At 51.7% G+C, this 17,693-nt stretch carries 15 protein-coding genes; 10 read left to right on the top strand and 5 right to left on the bottom strand.

Annotation, left to right across the window (positions count from 1 at the left end; genetic code table 11):
• Positions 1-34: 34 nt before the first annotated feature.
• The 7 genes from ftsW (at position 35) to ftsZ (ending at position 9,635) form a co-directional block, all read left to right on the top strand.
• Complete coding sequence (gene ftsW, locus K3T82_RS09245) at positions 35-1,687, top strand: putative lipid II flippase FtsW (protein ID WP_220193187.1); 1,653 nt, start codon at positions 35-37, stop codon at positions 1,685-1,687.
• Between the two features lie 47 nt (positions 1,688-1,734).
• Positions 1,735-2,895, top strand: a complete 1,161-nt coding sequence (murG, locus tag K3T82_RS09240; RefSeq protein WP_220193186.1) for an undecaprenyldiphospho-muramoylpentapeptide beta-N-acetylglucosaminyltransferase — start codon at positions 1,735-1,737, stop codon at positions 2,893-2,895.
• Positions 2,892-4,385 carry a UDP-N-acetylmuramate--L-alanine ligase gene (murC, locus tag K3T82_RS09235; RefSeq protein WP_220193185.1) on the top strand — a complete coding sequence of 498 codons (1,494 nt, stop codon included), beginning with the start codon at positions 2,892-2,894 and terminating at the stop codon, positions 4,383-4,385. Before murG ends, murC begins: the two co-directional genes overlap by 4 nt.
• A 131-nt stretch (positions 4,386-4,516) precedes the next feature.
• Positions 4,517-5,542, top strand: a complete 1,026-nt coding sequence (gene murB / locus K3T82_RS09230; RefSeq protein WP_220193184.1) for a UDP-N-acetylmuramate dehydrogenase — start codon at positions 4,517-4,519, stop codon at positions 5,540-5,542.
• Positions 5,539-6,744: a cell division protein FtsQ/DivIB gene (locus tag K3T82_RS09225; RefSeq protein ID WP_220193183.1), complete on the top strand. Its 1,206-nt coding sequence runs from the start codon at positions 5,539-5,541 to the stop codon at positions 6,742-6,744. Before murB ends, K3T82_RS09225 begins: the two co-directional genes overlap by 4 nt.
• A 138-nt stretch (positions 6,745-6,882) precedes the next feature.
• Positions 6,883-8,127, top strand: coding sequence for a cell division protein FtsA (ftsA, locus tag K3T82_RS09220; protein WP_220193182.1), 1,245 nt, complete (start codon positions 6,883-6,885; stop codon positions 8,125-8,127).
• 86 nt (positions 8,128-8,213) lie between these two features.
• Positions 8,214-9,635 (top strand): cell division protein FtsZ, encoded by a 1,422-nt coding sequence (ftsZ, locus tag K3T82_RS09215; protein ID WP_220193181.1) that lies wholly within the window; start codon positions 8,214-8,216, stop codon positions 9,633-9,635.
• Between the two features lie 92 nt (positions 9,636-9,727).
• Here ftsZ and K3T82_RS09210 read toward each other — a convergent pair whose 3' ends face one another.
• From K3T82_RS09210 to K3T82_RS09190, 5 genes are all read right to left on the bottom strand, one after another.
• Positions 9,728-10,270, bottom strand: coding sequence for a BON domain-containing protein (locus K3T82_RS09210; protein WP_220193180.1), 543 nt, complete (start codon positions 10,268-10,270; stop codon positions 9,728-9,730).
• Between the two features lie 59 nt (positions 10,271-10,329).
• Complete coding sequence (locus K3T82_RS09205; RefSeq protein ID WP_220193179.1) at positions 10,330-10,524, bottom strand: hypothetical protein; 195 nt, start codon at positions 10,522-10,524, stop codon at positions 10,330-10,332.
• Positions 10,525-10,771: 247 nt separating this feature from the next.
• Complete coding sequence (locus K3T82_RS09200; RefSeq protein WP_220193178.1) at positions 10,772-11,773, bottom strand: GAF domain-containing protein; 1,002 nt, start codon at positions 11,771-11,773, stop codon at positions 10,772-10,774.
• A gap of 250 nt (positions 11,774-12,023) precedes the next feature.
• A complete protein-coding gene (locus tag K3T82_RS09195; protein WP_220193177.1) occupies positions 12,024-12,668 on the bottom strand; it encodes an SCO family protein in 645 nt (214 codons plus the stop codon).
• 89 nt (positions 12,669-12,757) lie between these two features.
• The gene (locus tag K3T82_RS09190) at positions 12,758-13,666 is read right to left on the bottom strand and encodes a heme o synthase (RefSeq protein WP_220193176.1); all 909 of its coding nucleotides are present in this window, start codon (positions 13,664-13,666) and stop codon (positions 12,758-12,760) included.
• Between the two features lie 764 nt (positions 13,667-14,430).
• Here K3T82_RS09190 and coxB point away from each other — a divergent pair.
• From coxB to K3T82_RS09175, 3 genes are read left to right on the top strand one after another with little or no spacing between them, the layout of a single operon-like run.
• Entirely contained in the window at positions 14,431-15,546 is a 1,116-nt protein-coding gene (gene coxB / locus K3T82_RS09185) for a cytochrome c oxidase subunit II (RefSeq protein ID WP_236031268.1), read from the top strand.
• 56 nt (positions 15,547-15,602) lie between these two features.
• Entirely contained in the window at positions 15,603-17,294 is a 1,692-nt protein-coding gene (ctaD, locus tag K3T82_RS09180; RefSeq protein ID WP_220193174.1) for a cytochrome c oxidase subunit I, read from the top strand.
• Between the two features lie 15 nt (positions 17,295-17,309).
• The gene (locus tag K3T82_RS09175) at positions 17,310-17,636 is read left to right on the top strand and encodes a cytochrome c oxidase subunit 4 (protein WP_220193173.1); all 327 of its coding nucleotides are present in this window, start codon (positions 17,310-17,312) and stop codon (positions 17,634-17,636) included.
• The last annotated feature ends 57 nt before the right edge of the window (positions 17,637-17,693 follow it).

Raw genomic sequence — 17,693 nt, 5'->3', positions numbered from 1 at the left:
GCATCGGATCTTGTTAGGGAAAGACGAGCATCTTATGGAACGAGATACATATAAGCAGAGACGATATGCTAAGGCTCAATCTGAGAATGGGAGCCGTGCCCGAACGCATAAGGGTCAACGCTCGTCGCTCTCGGTACGCTCGCCAGCCTTACAAGCAGCCGAGCGGCAGCGCGAAAGACCTCCAGCCAGGAAGAAAAGCTTCTGGGAAGAGCTTTGGTCAGGGAGTGCAGAGGAGCGCCAGGTCGGAATGAGTTACGCTGCCGAAGAGACCCTACCGCCACAGGCACAGCGAAGGTTGCCACCTTTGAAGCGGGGAACAGGCGTCTCGGATGCATATAACAGTCGACCAGGCGTGCGGAGAGAGAGTAATGCCGGGCTTGGGCATAGCTGGCGGAAGGATAAGTCATCCTTCGCCCAGAGTATTGCCCAGCGTCTTCAAATGGAGCGCAAAGGGGCTACCGTTATCGAGCGTGAGCCCGTGCAAGTCATCAGTGAGGAAGAAAAGAGTAAACTTCGTGAGCTAGAGATGCGCCTCCAGCGCACTCCAGGTAAAATGGACTCACTCTTGCTCATCTTTACATTGGCTCTGCTCTGCATAGGTCTGATCATGGTCTATAGCGCGAGCTCGTTTCTCTCTGCGCGTACTTATGGTGATGCGTCACATGATTTCCAAAGGCAGGCGATTTCAGGTTTTATGGGAGTTGTGGCAATGCTAGTGGCGTCGCGGATTGACTACCGGCAATGGAGACGATTTTCTCTGATCGGTCTGGTGGTTGTGTTACCGCTACTGGTATTGGTTCTGTTTTTTGGGACGAGCAATTATGGAGCTTCGCGCTGGTTTACAATTGGTAGTTCTTTCTCGTTTCAACCGAGCGAACTGGCGAAACTTGTCCTGGCGCTGTATATTGCAGATTGGTTAGCACGCAAGGGCAATCAGGTAAGCTCATTCTTATATGGACTCACTCCCTTCGTCATACTGGTAGGGCTGATTCTTGGTCTGGTCTTGCTCGAAAATGATATGGGAACTGCTATTGTGATTGCTGGCCTCTCAACGGCCATGTTCTTCACGGCTGGGGCTAATATCGTTCAGTTCTTGCTGGCGGTGGGTTGTGGTGCCCTGATCTTTATGACGCAAGCTTTTAAGGGATACCGTTTCTATCGCCTGATGGGCTTTCTCGACCCGTTTCAGCATATTACGAGTATTAACTTGCAGCTCTACCAGTCGTTGCTGGCATTAGGATCAGGTGGTATTTTGGGTTTGGGGCTTGGGGAGAGTCGGCAGAAAACAGGTTATCTACCCTTTCCGCATATTGATTCGATCTTCGCCATTCTTGGTGAGGAGTTAGGGTTCATTGGCGGCGCACTGGTGATCATCTTGTTCCTGGGACTGGCCTTTCGAGGCTTTCGCCTGGCGCGGCGCTCACAGGATATGTATGGCGCTCTGCTCTCAACCGGTATCACAACCTGGCTAGTTTTGCAGGCTGCCGTTAATATCGGAGCCACCACGGGAACCATTCCTTATACTGGTGTTCCCTTGCCTTTTATCAGCTTTGGTGGCACCTCGCTTGTCATCTCGATGGCCGCGATTGGTGTCCTGCTGAACATTTCACGCTATATTCGCGAGCCGGAAGATCCCGCGCTCTCGCGTCAGACTATTACCAGAGCTTTTAAGAAAAAGAAAGTATAGGACTCGCTCCCGTCTTGCGTGCGGAAGCGTCTCCATAAAGAGGTAGCATGCGAATTTTAATATCGGGCGGAGGCACCGGAGGGCATATTTATCCAGCCCTGGCGGTGGCGACGTACCTTCGAGATACATATAACGCGGACATCCTCTATCTCGGGAGCGACGATGGGCAGGAGACTGAGGTGATTCCCGCTGCTGGTTTTAAGCTGGCGACCGTGAAAGCTGGCAAGCTCCAGCGCTTTGTCTCCTGGCGAACGGTTAAGGGCGTAGCGCGTGTCCCGTTAGGGATGGTGCAGGCCATCTCTATCGTGCGTGAGTTTCATCCCGATGCAGCCTTTACAAGCGGTGGCTATGTCGCCGTTCCCGCAGGCTTGGCGGCAAAGATTAATGGGGTGCCACTGCTGATGCATCAGCAGGACGTGCCGCCCAATCTCTCGAATAAGCTCATCTCTCCTCTCGCAGCGAGAATTTCAGTTGCCTTTGCCGATTCTATCCGCTACTTCTCTGCGGAGAAGACAGTGCATATGGGGAATCCACCACGTCAGGAGATGCTGGACATTCGTTCAGTGCCCCCGGAGGAGGCCCGTACACGGCTTGGAATGAGATCCGATCTTCCTTTGTTGCTGGTTACTGGAGGCAGTCAGGGGGCGCGGGCACTCAATCAGGTCGTCTGTAAGGCGCTTCCTGAGTTGCTCAAGCATTGCCAGGTTCTCCAGATCAGTGGCAAGAAGCTCTATAACGAGACACAAACCCTGGCAGAAAGTATCCTGGCTGGAGCCGATGAGGAGACACGACAACGTTATAAGTTGGTCCCCTATATGTCGGAGGAGATGCCACTAGCGATCCAGGCAGCGCAAATTGTGGTCTGCCGTTCAGGTGCGTCTACCCTCTGTGAACTGGCTTTGTTGGGGAAACCAAGCATTCTGGTCCCACTTCCGCCAGGTATAGGCGCTTCACCCCAGGAGGCGAATGCCGCTATGTTTGAGCGTGAGCAGGCGGCGGAGTGTGTGCTCAATGATAAAATGACGCCAGAACTGCTTGCTGAGCGAGTCGCACATATGCTAACCACACCATCTTACTTGCAGACTATGGCAGAGCATGCGCGTGGCCTTGCCAGGCCGGACGCAACGCAGGTCATTGCGGAAGCGATTGTAGAGATCGCACAGAAAAGTCGAGGCAAAACAGTAAAACGTGAGGCGGTAAACATTTGAACAGGTCGCACTTACATTTCATGGGTATTGGTGGAAGCGGCATCTCCTCGGTGGCGCAGATCGCGCATAACCAGGGAGAGATCGTGACTGGTTGTGACCGGCAGGAGTCGGCGAATACACGCGCGCTGGCGCAGGTAGGGATTCCTATCCAGATTGGACATAGCGCAGAGCACCTACATGAAGCGGATTCGTTGATTATCAGCCCCGCTGTGCCTGCGCTAGATCCGCAAAATCCCGAATTGCTTGAAGCACGCCGTCGAGGTATTCCTGTCAAAACCTGGCAGGAATTGCTTGGAACCCTGACAGAGGGGAAGTGCTTGCTCTCTGTGTGTGGTGTCCATGGCAAGAGCAGCACCACCTCAATGCTCTCTTTGATGCTGGTTGATGCTGGGTTGGACCCGACCTGTGAGATTGGTGCGGTTGTGCCGCGTTTTGGCGCGAACTATCGCCTTGGGCAGAGCGACTACTTTGTCAACGAAGCTGATGAGTTTAACCATAACTTCTGGCATTATCATCCTCGGCTGGCAGTGGTCAATGCTATAGAGTTCGAGCATCCAGAGTTCTTCAGTAACTATGAGGATTTTCTGTACGCGTTTGAGCATTTCATTCGTGGCATGGATATGGAGAGTAATTGGTCTCTGCCAACGACGATCATCGTTAACGGTGATAGCCCTGGTTGTCATGAACTTTGTGCACGCCTCAACGATTGGACTGGGACAATTGTTGAGTATAGTATCCAGGATTATGGCGCTCGGCAGGGGGAGGGACGCCTGACGTTTGAGGCGTACGATATTCAATTGGAGGGGGAGACCAGTTTCCGGGTCCGATTGCATAACGCTCCCGAAGGAATGACCTTCCCTGAGATGCGTTTCCATCTCCCTCTGCCAGGTATTCACTATGTCCAGAATGCATTGGCGGCACTGGCGGCAGCCTACACTGTGGGAATAGATGCATCATCTATCGCGCGTACTCTTGAGGGCTTCACAGGCGCAAGGCGGCGCTTCGAGATCCGTCACCAGGGGGATCTGGCATGTGGTGAGCATATCTGTCAGAATGTACTTCTGGTCGACGACTATGCGCACCATCCTACCGCTATCGCGCTTACCCTGGAGGCGGCCCGTAAACGCTATCCAGGGCGACGCGTGGTTGCGGTCTACCAGCCACATATGTATAGCCGAACCAAAACCTTTTTCAATCAATTCCTGGAGGCTTTCGATTCCGCTGATATCGCTATTCTGAGCGATATTTTTCCAGCGCGTGAGGTCGACACTGGCTTGATACATACGCGCCAACTGGTTGAGGCCATTGAGAAGCGTGAGCATTTTAATAGCGGGCAGGCACGTATCCTTTACGGAGGCAACGTGCGGGAGACAGCGGCCTTGCTCCAGGAGACGCTACTCTCAGACGATATCGTCCTGCTCATGGGAGCCGGAGATGTCTATACCATCACTGAAATGTTGAAACAAAACCGGGCACCAGGTCGCGCCTAGCTCCCAAGGCTTCGCGTTACCCTCCACTAAGGTCTTATGCGAAAACCAAACCTCATACGAAGGCGCAGCGCAGCTAGTGCAGGCGCACCCAGGTTTTCGGATAAGGAGTTTATACAAGGAAACACATATTTATGGCGTTTGATAAAGAGACAGCTTATAGCATTTTACGAGATCGTTTTGGGGAGCGCGTGCGTTGTGATGAGCCGCTGGCGCGTCATTGTACCTTTGGTGTGGGTGGACCGGCTGACATTTGGATAACGCTAGAGTCGCGAGAAGATCTGGTGGCACTGGTAAGCGAATGTTCGCAGAGGCGTTGGCCCCTGCTCTGCCAGGGGAATGGCACCAATGTCCTGTATGCCGATGCTGGCGTTCGAGGCATTGTGGCACGCATTGCCTTGAATACCTATACCATTGAAGAGCGGAGCGATGGCACTGCTCTCCTCAACGCAGGCGCGGGTGTTAGTTGGCCTAAACTGCTCAATGAACTGGCGACGTTGGGTTGGGGCGGGTTAGAGTTTGGCCCTGGTATTCCTGGTACCCTGGGTGGAGGTGTGATTAGTAACGCGGGCGCACACCATGGCAACATTGGTGAGGTATTGGAGTGGGTCGACGTGCTTGATGCTCGTGCTTGCGAGGAGAACCCGGTAGAGCCGCTTGTCGAGCATTATGTGCATGCGGATCTGGACTTGCGCTATCGTCATAGCCGTTTCCGCGCCCAGCGGCGTGTTCAATTCGATGAAGAAGGAAATCCTCTCGCGGCTGAGCGTCGCTTGATTGAGCCAGGCGAGATCATTCTGCAATTGGGCGTGAGGCTGCACCGTGCAGAAACCAATGCTCTACGCGAGACGATCAGCACCTATAAACAGCATCGTAAGCGGACTCAGCCCCCACAACAGAGTGCAGGCTCGGTCTTTAAGAATCCTGATGGTGACCATTCTGGTCGCCTGATAGAAGCAGCTGGCCTGAAGGGCTGGACAATCGGCAGGGCGCAATTGTCAGAGCGTCATGCTAACTTTATTGTTAACCTTGGTGGAGCGAAAGCAGCGGATGTAGCAGCGCTCATACGGGAAGCCCATATGCGCGTGCGAGAGCAGTTCAACATTGATCTAGAAATGGAGGTTGAACTGCGTGGTGAGTGGAAGGCTTCAACCCAATGAAACATCGGCAACGATTACCAGAGCAAGTCGCGGCCCATAGCTATAAACGAGCGCTTGGGAAGCGAAACGACAAAGCGAAAAGCGATGAAGAGCCGCAGGCCATTCAATCTATCCTCAGGCCTGCGGTCCTGCGGCGTGAGGTGAAAGTTCCTGAAACCGACCCCACGGTAGCCTGGGGAACCTTCGCGAAAAGACGAGATCATTTGCGCAGAACGCGCTCTCAATCTTCCCAGAAGCAGATGCATCAGATCGCGCCCAGAACCTTCGCTCAGACAGGGGCATGGGCCACAAATGGGCGCCTAAAGAGCATACCCAGGCGCTCAGCAAATAAGGCCCCCTCTGAGATTCCATCACGTAGTGGGCGTCGGAAGAGCCGGAAGGGGTTTATCTGGCGCCTGATGAGCCTTGTTATTAGTATAATTGTGCTTATTGTTGCGGTAAGCTTTGCGCTTACAGGCAACGCGTTTCGGATAGCGCAAGTGCAGGTCACAGGAACGCACAATAGCGCCTTAATTGAGGCGATACAGAAGCAGGGGATGCAGGGGCAGAATATCTTTCTGGTGAATGTACCCTCTCTTGAAGCACAGGTGATGGTTCTGCCCCTGGTGCGCACGGCAAATGTCAGTAAGCAATGGCCCAATCAACTGACAATAACAGTTTCGGAACGCGTTCCAGTCTTGCTCTGGCAGACGAGCCAGGGAAGTTATAGCGTTGATAAAGATGGGGTGTTCATAGCGAAAGCTAGCGAGACGCCAGGGAGTGGGCGCCTGCCTACGGTTATCGCGCCTACAACGGTTATCGCTCAGGAGAATGCCAAATCTGGAAAGGGGAGTGGTGGACAGGGTATTAAGCCTGGAATGCAGATAAACGCGAGAGAAATCCAATTCGCGAGAGACGTGTTTGAGCATTTGCCTAAAGTAGCTGACATGCATGCGTTTCAATTACGTTACGATGGTACAATGTATGCTAATACTATTGATGGGCGAGGGATACAGAAACAAAATAATGGCTCGTTTGTTGTTGTGAGTCCGGCTGGTTGGAAAGCGTACCTGGGAGACGCGAATGATACGAATTCGCTGAACAACCGTCTGTTAACTCTCAAGGCTATAGTAGACATGGCGGAAGAGCAGCAATTATCCTTAGCCAGTATTGACCTGCGTTACGGGCTGCGTCCGGTATATACGCTTAAAACACACGCTTAAACTAGGAAAAGCGATGAATGTTATATGAAAAACATGCAGCACATATCTATGACAGTCTTGACAAAGGTCCACTGTCAGAATGGAAAGCGTCTTTGTAGTGCGTCTCACAGTTGGACCGCCCAATAGGAGCGTAAAATCGTGCAAGAGCGGGTGATCGTCGGAATTGACGTTGGAACAACAAAAGTTTGTGCCCTGGTTGGCGAGCTGGATCGTGACGGGAAGCTGAACATTGTTGGCGTTGGCACCTGCCCTTCGCAGGGCTTGCGTCGCGGAGTGGTGGTCAACATTGAAGAGACTGTCACTTCTATTACAGCGGCGTTAGACCGTGCGGAGCGCCTTTCAGGAAAGAGGATCTCTGCGGCCTATGTGGGTATCGCGGGTAGCCATATCGACTCACAAAATAGCAAAGGGTTTGTTGCCATCTCGCCGAACCATCGCGATATTGTGCAGGATGACATCAGTCGTGCTATTGAGATCGCGCAAGCCATTGCTATCCCTGCTAACCGCGAAGTGATTCACGTTATCCCTCGTGGCTATGTAGTGGATGGGCAGGAGGGTATCAAGAACCCTATAGGAATGTCGGGTTTCCGTCTGGAAGTAGAGACCCATATCATCACGGGCGCCGTCTCTTCTATTCATAATTTGATTAAGTGTATCCATCGTGCGCATGTTGACATTGAAGATTTGGTTCTAGAGCCTCTAGCATCGAGCGAGGCTGTCTTGGCCGAGGGTGAGACTGAGCTTGGTGTGGCTCTGGTTGATATTGGTGGTGGTACAACTGATATTGCCATCTTTGCTGACGGTGCAATCTGGCAAACCGTGGTCCTGGGTGTGGGTGGCAATCATATCACCAACGATATTGCCATTGGTTTGCGCTTACCGCCAGCTGTGGCAGAGGAACTTAAAGTCATGTATGGGCATTGCGACCCTTCGAGCATTGATGAGGACGATATGATCGACCTGTCACAGTTCATGCCTGATTGTAATGACCTTGTTCCACGCAAGTTATTGGCAGAGATTATCCAGGCCCGTGTCGAAGAATTATTTGGCATGGTGCATGAGGAGATCAAGAAGTCTGGCTATGATGGCTTGTTGACAGCAGGCATTGTCATTACAGGTGGCTGTGCCGAACTGCCAGGCATTCTAGATATAGCGGCGCATACGCTGGATGTACCGGCGCGTATAGGTTCTCCTCTGGGAATGCATGGGCTGGCGGACTCAATTAGCCGTCCGGCATTTTCGACGGCGGTTGGTTTGCTGTTGTGGGGATTGCGCCATACCTCACTGATGATAGATGAAGATGCTAATTATGGTGAAGGGCAGGCCGATATAAAGTCGCCCTTTGGTTTTCTGGGGCGTCTGATGCGCGCATTTTTGTCTTAGCATGAGTTTCTAGTAGAAAAGGTGTAAGAGAAATTGCTTCTCGTCCGTTCTACCTAATAGAGACTCGAAAGGGGGCCGCGAAACGAATGTTACCTATCGATAATGAACAACTTGAAGGTTTTGCCCAAATCCGTGTGATTGGAGTTGGTGGGGGTGGAAGTAATGCTGTCAATCGCATGATTCAGGCCAACATGACAGGCATTGAGTTTATCGCTATTAATACTGATGCCCAGGCCCTGCTACGCACCGATGCTCCAACGCAAATACACATTGGTCAAAAGTTGACCCGTGGCCTCGGGGCTGGCGGGAATCCTGGCGTCGGATGCAAGGCCGCGGAAGAGAACGCGGAAGAGATCTATGAGGTCCTCAAAGGCTCCGACATGGTGTTTATCACGGCTGGAATGGGTGGTGGAACCGGGACTGGAGCGAGTCCAGTGGTTGCACAGATCGCGCGTGAATTGGGTGCGCTTACCGTGGGTGTGGTGACAAGACCCTTCATGTTTGAGGGCAAAAAGCGCCAGCTTTCTGCGGAAGAGGGCATCGCGAATCTAAAGCAGCATGTCGACACCTTAATCACTGTACCTAATGATCGCCTGTTACACATCGCCGATAAGCGGACGCCTCTCTCCGAGGCCTTCAAGCTTGCGGACGATGTACTGCGTCAGGGCATTCAGGGTATCAGCGACCTAATTACTGTTCCGGGCCTGATTAACCTGGACTTTGCGGACGTTAAGACGATTATGTCTTCGGCGGGCTCGGCTCTAATGGCGATTGGCGAGGCTACTGGCGACGCGCGTTCAGTGGAGGCTGCGCAGATAGCCATTGCTAGCCCCTTGCTGGACATCGATATTAGTGGTGCGCGAGGCGTACTCTTTAATATCACTGGCGGCATGGATATGACCCTCTTTGAGGTGCATGAAGCTGCTGAGATCATCAGTCAGGCCGCACATCCTGACGCGAACATTATCTTTGGTGCTGTACAAGACCCTGCGTTTGATGGGCGCATGAAGATTACCGTGATCGCGACAGGATTTGATGGGGTAACTACGGGTCGTGGCGTGCCGACTGGTACCTCGTCATATCCGTCCATACAGTCAAATCGCCAGGATAGCCGCCATCCCGATGGGCGTATGTACGCTAGCAATAATCTGCCAGCTGCAAGTGTAAACGAGGGGAGTTTGCGCTTTGGGGAGGCTGATATGCCGCCGGTCACACCACCAATCAGTGTTAATCTGCCAAATCACCCAACTGGACAGATACCGGTGGTACCAGCGACTCGTGAGCCAGAGGATGACTTCCTTGAGGACGAGGAAGAAGATTATGATCTGGTGGACGAGGAGCCAATGGGAACAACGAATGGGAAATTGCCTGGGCCGGAACCAGATGTGCAGCCAGTGCGTCCAAACCCAGATCGACGCAGGGTGCGCGGCCTGAACCCTGATCTGAATAGTAAGAACCGGGGTGATGTGATTGATATTCCCGCCTTCTTGCGCCATCGCAGAACATGATTTAGATCTGAAGAAATGGAAGAGAAGGAGAAGGGGACAGTCTTTTGACTGCCCCCTTCTCCTTCTCTTCTTGTATGGCCTCTTAACAAGGTTTATACATTACGTGTTTTGCCCAGGTTGCCGGGGATGTTTTTGTTCAGGCCAATGTGATTGACCACAACCTTGACACCGGTAATGCCCACCATCTCGCGCTCTAGGGCATACTTCATATCCTTCTGGGGAACATCTCCATACAAATGCAGGATATAGTTCTCTACCAGAATGGAAATGTTCTGCGCGTCTTCAAGCTTACCCTTGGCACGCATCGCGTCGAGGCGTTGATAGGCGGTGCGCAGAATTGTGTCTTCTGCGATCATGAAATTCTTGACTTCTAGCACGCCAGGGATCTGACGTATCTCTGTGGCTAATTCCTCGCGCTGGGTCTCCAGTTCGACTTTACCATAGAGCGCCAGAATAACGCCCTCAACACTTTCACCCTCAATTTCAACTTTCGCAGCGTGTGTGCTATAGGCGGTGCTGCTCACTGTCACGGAGCGCTCCGCGATTTCGCGCGCACGCTCAAGGATCTGCTGAGCACCTTCACTGGTAATCTGTATATTTGGCGTGGACACTTCCTCATGGGAATGTCCTGCCATTGGATTTTCTAAAGCCCAACCCATAATTCCAACTATGATGAAGGGTGCGCCAATGATGGCTAACAAGGGCTATCTGGCAGGCCGAGCAATCCAGCGACGGTCACCAGAATCGCGGCGCTCAAAACAAGCGGCCACAGGCTGGGACTTGGCAGATGGATATGCTGCTCGGCCTCGGTCACTTCTGCCTCTTGTGCCACTTCAAGGTCCTGTACCTTATCCATAGTGAGATTGGTACCTTGAAGAGAAGTATCCATAGGCTCTCGCTCTCCTCTGAAAAGAAATTATATTATGAGGACAGAGTTTTCCCACCTTTGCCCTTACTCCTTATACGAAAGCCTGAGCGCTTTGCGCTAGCCGCGAGCAGCGGCGTTGAAAATTCGTATAAGGCTTTGAAATAAGCATACCAAATATACAGATTTCGTGCAAGCAGACGAGGTTTTGTTCGGCCTGCAAGCTAGCTTTGTAAGGAAGATGCAAGGTGTGATGGATATCTCATTGAGATCAGGCTTGGGAGAGTAAAAACTCTTCTATTTCGTGCCAGATATGGGCTTCGGCAAGTGTGCGTGTCGCGCCCATCTCCCCATTCTGTTGCGCCAGAATAAGCCATTGGACAACGCGCTGCTGGAAGTTTGAGATATTGGCCTGTTGCTTGGCAAATGATGGCATAATGCCCAGGTCAAGGTCTTGTTGGCGATGGAAATCGCATGGATCGAAGCCCAGAGTGAGTAACTCCGTATAGCTGGCGATGAGTTCGAGGCGGGCTGTGGTAAAGAAGTTGGATTGTGTGCTTACGATAGAGAGGACGCCCGCGATATGATCTGAGAGCAGGATTGGGTAGGCGATAGCGCTTTCCTCTGGTGTTTCCTGCTGTGAGAGGAAAAGGTTCTGGGTACTTGTGTGTGATTGCGCGATCATATAGTGCCCTGAGAGTGCTGCATGACCTGCGAGTGATTCTGCTCCGAAGAAGTATGTTTGGTGTTCATGGTTGCTCCAGGGGTCCGTGCCCTGCCCGAGCGTGGATCGCAGGCTTCGGATCTTTCGCCCAGATGTAGATGATGTGGTTTGCGTCTTCACAATGGTTGCCTGGCATTGTGCAATGAGCACACCCATGCCTAGCTCCAGGTGATCTAGATGATTCAGAATCTGTTGTAGGATCAGGGTTCGGATAGTAGAGGCTCGTAGATGAGCTGGGCTGGTGATGTGTGTTTTGAGCACATACTCATAGAATGAGGCGGGAATCTCTGTGAGAATCTCGTCCTGGCTTTTATCTTCGAGGAAAAATTGTGGATACTCCCTGGCGAGCAACTCTACAAAATTCTGACGTTGCGAGGGCAGAACGTCGAGCAGCTGACGTAAGCTTTCTGGGCGTGGACTGGACTTATTGGAGGCCCAACGTGTCAGCGTTACAGGATTAATTTTGAGTAGTTCGGCGATGCGTTGACGCTCATGTACGTCGGTGATGATCTTATGAAGTAGTTCGCGCCAGGTATACGTTTCTTGCATAGATCCCAACTATCTTTGTTTCGGCTAATTAAACGCCAGTGCTGTTCTCTACTTGCCTGATAGTTTGTGCTTTCCCAGCTTAAGAGGTATCTTGCTTATAGGTTGTGATATGTGGCCTTTACAAGGATAAGGCATAGAACGTTGCGCGTCAAGCGTAAGATATGTGAAACCAGCAGTGAAGATAAATAAAAAAGAGAGTGGCCCCATAAGGGCCGCTCTCTCATAAGCTTGAGATTGTTTCTTGGTAGACTTATTCAGCTAATAATTTCTTCAGGTTGTTTGCCAATTGGTCCGGTGTAAACGCGCTGTCCTGGAAGACACGCTCATTGCCTTGCTTATCCAGCACATAAATGCCCAGGCTATGGTCTGCGGTTTGCCCATTGCTACCAGCGAAGACATGAAAGTTATTCCAGACGGGGGAAAGCTTTTCGCTGGTACCTGTCAGGAAGTGCCAGTTGCTTTTGTCGAGGCTATGAGCCTGTGTAAATTGTAACGCTGCCTGTGGAGTGTCGTTATGAGGATCGGTGCTAACTGCGAGCAGTGTTACATGGTTGGCATCGGAACCAAGCAGTTGTAGGGTTGAGTGTAGCTTCTGTGCTTCTAGTGGACACTGATCGGGGCATTGTGTGAACATAAAAGTTACAACCACGGGTTGCCCCTTGAAATCGGAGAGTGAGACCGTTTTCCCATTCTGATCGATCAGGGTAAAGTTGGTAACAGGTGTCTTGCCCAGGTCCGTTCCTTGAAGACCGGTGGCGGTGACAGGATTATTATTAAGTGAGTTCGCTTTCTCAGTCGAGACACGCTGGTAGACCAGAACTACAATCACAACCAGTATAGCCAATGTGATAACTGAGAGTCGGGAGGCGGTACGCCAGTTCCAAGGAATGCTCATGGTTTTTCTCGTCTATATCTGTCTTTCATATTTCAGGTACATACGGCTGTACTAAACGATCGGAAACCTCTTTCCCACCCATTCTTAGTTTAGAAGTGGACGACTCGGTCGATCACCGCGACGGCAAAGATGAGAGCGAGGTAGCAGTTAGAATACCAGAAAAGCGTGCGCGCCCACTTGCGGGAGGCGTCATCACGCATCAGGCGAATCGCCATATAGACCATAATGCCACCCAGGATCAATGAGCCAGCCAAGTAGAAGTAGCCCATCGTTCCCATCAAGAAGAGGATGACAGTGACCGCGACCAGGAGGACTGAGTATAAGAGAATCTGTTTGCGTGTCTCGAACTCTCCCATCATTACCGGAAGCATAGGAACATTGACTTTCTCGTAGTCTTTCTGAATGAGAAGGGAGAGTGCCCAGAAGTGTGGTGGTGTCCAGTAGAAAACGATCGCGAAGAGCCAGATGGCATCGAGAGGTACGCTATTGGTAACCGCGGCCCAGCCAACCAGAACGGGCATGGCACCAGCTGCGCCACCTATAACAATGTTCTGGGCCGTTGTGCGCTTCAAGCCAAGCGTGTAGATCACAACATAGAACAAGATTGCCCCTGTCGCGAGGAGAGCGCTCAGAAGATTTACCAGACCCCAGAGCTCAAAGAATGAGAGCACTCCCAATGTAAGACCGAAAATCAGCGCATGCGTAGGTTGGACACGACCCGCTGGTAGTGCTCGGCGCTGGGTACGACCCATCACCTGGTCAATGTCGCGGTCTATATAGCAGTTGATGCTGTTCGCGCTTCCTGCTGCCAGGAGCCCACCGAGCAAAGTCGCCGCGACCAATCCCAGAGAAGGTAGCCCACGTTGAGCAATCGCCATAGTTGCGGCAGTGATTCCCAACAAAAGCACCGTCACATGCGGCTTCACAAGGTTGATATATGCTGAAAGTGTCGCGCGCCAGGCTGGCTGTGCGGCGAGAGTGGTATTGGACTGTGACACAACAATCTTCTCCTCAAAATATGTACATGCGGTCGTTGCTTGTGCGATACAACATTCTGTTTCCTGGTAATTGTAATCGGTATTAATGAGTCGTTTCAAAAGATCGCGTAAGGCTTAGCGTATATCATTGTCGGTCTTACTCCTGATAAGAGCCTTGCAAGCACTAAATGCCACCTTACAAACACCTGAAAGGTACCAGTCCATCACCTTATAGAAGTCCCCTTGTTCACTACCGCGACTCCTGTTATAGTATGTAGCGGAGATTGCACCTGAGAGGACGTCTGGCAAGAAAGCAAAATAGCCATAACCTTTCGTGGGAAATAATCTTTGCGCTCAGATTTCTAATAGAAAGCGCGACTATTCGGATTGGTGCGTGTTTCGGTGTATGTTTCTCTATTTCCCCAGTATTACGGTGGCGTGCTCACGCGACCGCTGGTAGCATGATTTCACCTCAAGTAGCGAGTATGTGAAACATGTTGATTGGAAACTGAATAGTTTTGTAAGACAAACAATAGTGTCCTCTGACCTATTCCAATACCACCTGCCGTTCCAAATTACACGCTGCGAGGATCTTTTGCAAGCGCGTGTAGTGAGCGTGTATGGGGATTTATGTTCAGGTTTTTGTAAGGTGATATTTGGGGACTGCAAGCTACCTGTTAGGGTCTCTAACTACACTTGGACAGTAAAATGGAAGAAGTGTCGACGGAAAAAGAGACATTATCGTTCATCGTCAAACTACGTGTTAGGAGATTTTAGACGTGAGGATGCCTTTATTTCGTAGGCCGAAGCGTTGGCTAGCCCTAGTGACTGGCCTGGCTTTGACCTCGATACTGTTAACCGCTTGCGGTGAGAATTCGCCTTCGATCCTTGATCCGGCGGGTCCAATCGCTAGAAGTGAGAGCGGTATATTCTGGACTATTCTCATCATCGCTGCGGTTGTGTTTGTGGGCGTTGAGGGCATGCTGATCTATTCAACGATCCGTTTCCGTGCGCGCCCTGACTCACCAACCCCGCCTCAGACGCATGGTAATACCACCGTTGAGGTGATCTGGACGGTGATCCCAGCAATTGTATTGTTAATTGTGCTGGGTGTGACCATTCGTGGTATTTTCGATGTATCGACAAAGCCTGAAGGCAAGACCATCGAGGTTACGGCGTATGGGCACCAGTGGTGGTGGGAGTTCTACTACCCCGAGTATAAGATGACTACGGCTGACTCGCTGGTTATTCCTCCGAATACCAATGTCCATGTCAAGCTGTACTCAAACAACGTCATTCACAGCTTCTGGGTCCCTCAGTTGACAGGTAAAACTGACGTGATTCCCGGCCACGATAATGAAAAGTGGTTCAGTTCCGATAAGGCTGGCGTGACCTACGAGGGTATCTGCGCTGAGTACTGTGGCACCCAGCATGCCAATATGCGCTTCAATGTTGTCGTGACGAAGGATAACAATGAGTATCTTTCATGGGCACAGAAGCAGCAGCAGGCGGCAGCAGTGCCAACACCCGGTAGCCTGGAGGCGAAAGGTGAAGAGATCTTTAAGAATCAATGCACGACCTGTCACGGCATCGTAGGTGTCAGTGATGAGACACCATATCTCAAGGATCCTAACCCTATGGGGCAGTGTGATGATCCAACCAAAGATAATGGCTGTCTGATTGGTCCAAACCTGACACACTTTGGTAGTCGTAACCTGATCGCAGGTGGCGTACTGAAAAACAATATAGAAGCGTGCCAGCCTGGCGGAGATTTGAGTAACTGTAACCTGGCGAAATGGATATCCAATCCTCAGGGGGTAAAACCGGGCAATGATATGGCGGTGAACGTGAGTAGCGAGGACCTGCCTGCCCTGATTGCTTACCTGGAAAGCCTCAAGTAGCGATTGCTGCCCATCTACCTCATCTGTGGGGTTAGATTTGTTGGAGGGAATTATTCATGGCTACTAGCACTATCAATGATAGGGCTACAACAGTAGTTCGTGAGAAGTCATTTAGCGAGAGTTATCTTGGCGAATGGCTCACGACGACCGATCATAAAAAAATCGGTATTATGTACATGGTCACTGCCTTTTTCTTCTTCCTGGTGGGTGGTCTTGAAGCGCTCTTGATCCGTACCCAGTTGGCGGAACCCAATGGCAAGGTGATCAGTCCTGAAACCTATAACCAGATCTTTACCATGCATGGCACCACGATGATTTTCTTGTTCGTGATGCCAATGATGGCGGGCTTTGGTAATTATGTTGTGCCGCTGATGATGGGCGCGCGCGACATGGCCTTCCCGCGCATGAACGCTTTCGGTTACTGGATTCTGCTTTTTGGCGGTGTCTTTTTGCAGGCCAGTTTCCTCTTTAATGCCGCTCCCAATGGTGGCTGGTTCATGTATGCACCTCTGAGCCTCTCGAAAGAGGCTTGTGGCGTCCATGCCTATACCTGTACGCCTGGTATGAATGCCGACTTCTGGATTCTGGGCACGACGCTGCTGGGTATCTCTTCGATTACCGGCTCGCTGAACTTTGTGGTCACTATCCTGAAAATGCGTGCTCCTGGTATGAGCATCAACCGTATCCCCCTCTTTTCGTGGATGATCATGGTGATGTCCTTCCTGCTGCTCTTCGCGCTGCCAAGCCTGACGGTTGCCAGCGTGATGCTCCTGCTGGATCGTCACCTGGGGACGCATTTCTACCAGTATGCTTACGGCGGTGATCCACTGCTGTGGCAGCACCTGTTCTGGTCCTTCGGTCACCCCGAAGTATATATTCTGATCCTGCCAGCCTTTGGTATTACCTCCGAGGTCTTGCCAGTCTTTTCGCGCAAGCCTATCTTTGGTTATACATTCATTGCCTGGTCCGGCGTGGCGATTGGTTTCCTGAGCTTTACCGTCTGGGCGCACCATATGTTCGCTGTCGGTCTGCCTCCTGTGGCTCAGGCCTTCTTCGCTTCCAGCACTGCTCTGATCGCTCTCCCAACCGCTGTGAAGATCTTCAACTGGCTGGGTACGATCTATAAAGGCAAGCTGGTACTTAAAGCGCCGATGATTTTCTCGCTCGGCTTTATCGCTATGTTCTTGATTGGTGGCTTGAATGGTGCCGCGCTGGCTGTTGTGCCATTTGACTACCAGGTCACGGATAGCTACTTCGTTGTTTCGCACATTCACTACGTGCTCTTCGGTGGTAGCGTGCTGGCAATCTTCGCGGGTATCTTCTACTGGTTCCCCAAGATGACTGGCAAGCTGATGAGTGAGACGCTGGCGCAGGTTCAGTTCTGGCTGCTGCTGATTGGTATGAACCTGGCCTTCTTCCCCATGCACCTGCTGGGACTGCTGGGTATGCCACGCCGCGTCTATACCTTCCCTGGCGATCTGGGTTGGAATGAGTTGAATCTCATGTCGACGGTTGGTGCCTTCATGATCGGCGTTGGCGTAATGGTCTTCGTCTTTAACTTTATCAAGAGCTTGCGCTCAGGCAAAGAGGCTGGTAGTGATCCATGGGATGCCTTCACTCTGGAGTGGGATACCGCATCGCCTCCTAAGAAGTACAACTTCCTGACCATTCCCGTGGTACGCAGTCGCCGCCCATTCTATGACAAGAAGAATCCCGAAATCGCTGACTGGAAGTCGGCTATTCACTAGAGGTACGTGAGCACCATGACGAATTCGAGACAATTGGAGCCGAAGAGCGAGCCTGTCTCGCAGTCTCCTGAAGAGGTTATCGCAGAACAGGTGGCGGAGGAGGAAAGCCAGCCCTCCACACCAGAGGACTCGCAGCAGTCAGCGAAAGCGCCTGTGAAGAAGCGTAAGAGGCCCTTGCCAAAGGAAGAGGATCTGATGCCTCGTCCGAGCATCTGGCCCCTGGCGACAACGGCGGCGGTTTCTGTCGCGCTGGTGGGTTTTGCCTTTCAGCCAATTGTCTGTGCTCTCGGTGTGGTGCTGCTCATTGGTTGTATCATAGGATGGATCTACGACCGTAGATAGTAAATGGTTATGTCTCGCCGAAAACCTGCATGTGCAGGTTTTCGCGTAAGACCTTAG

The sequence above is a fragment of the Ktedonospora formicarum genome (assembly GCF_016587355.1).
Classification (GTDB): domain Bacteria; phylum Chloroflexota; class Ktedonobacteria; order Ktedonobacterales; family Ktedonobacteraceae; genus Ktedonobacter; species Ktedonobacter formicarum.
This window is presented reverse-complemented; position numbering and strand designations above follow the sequence as displayed.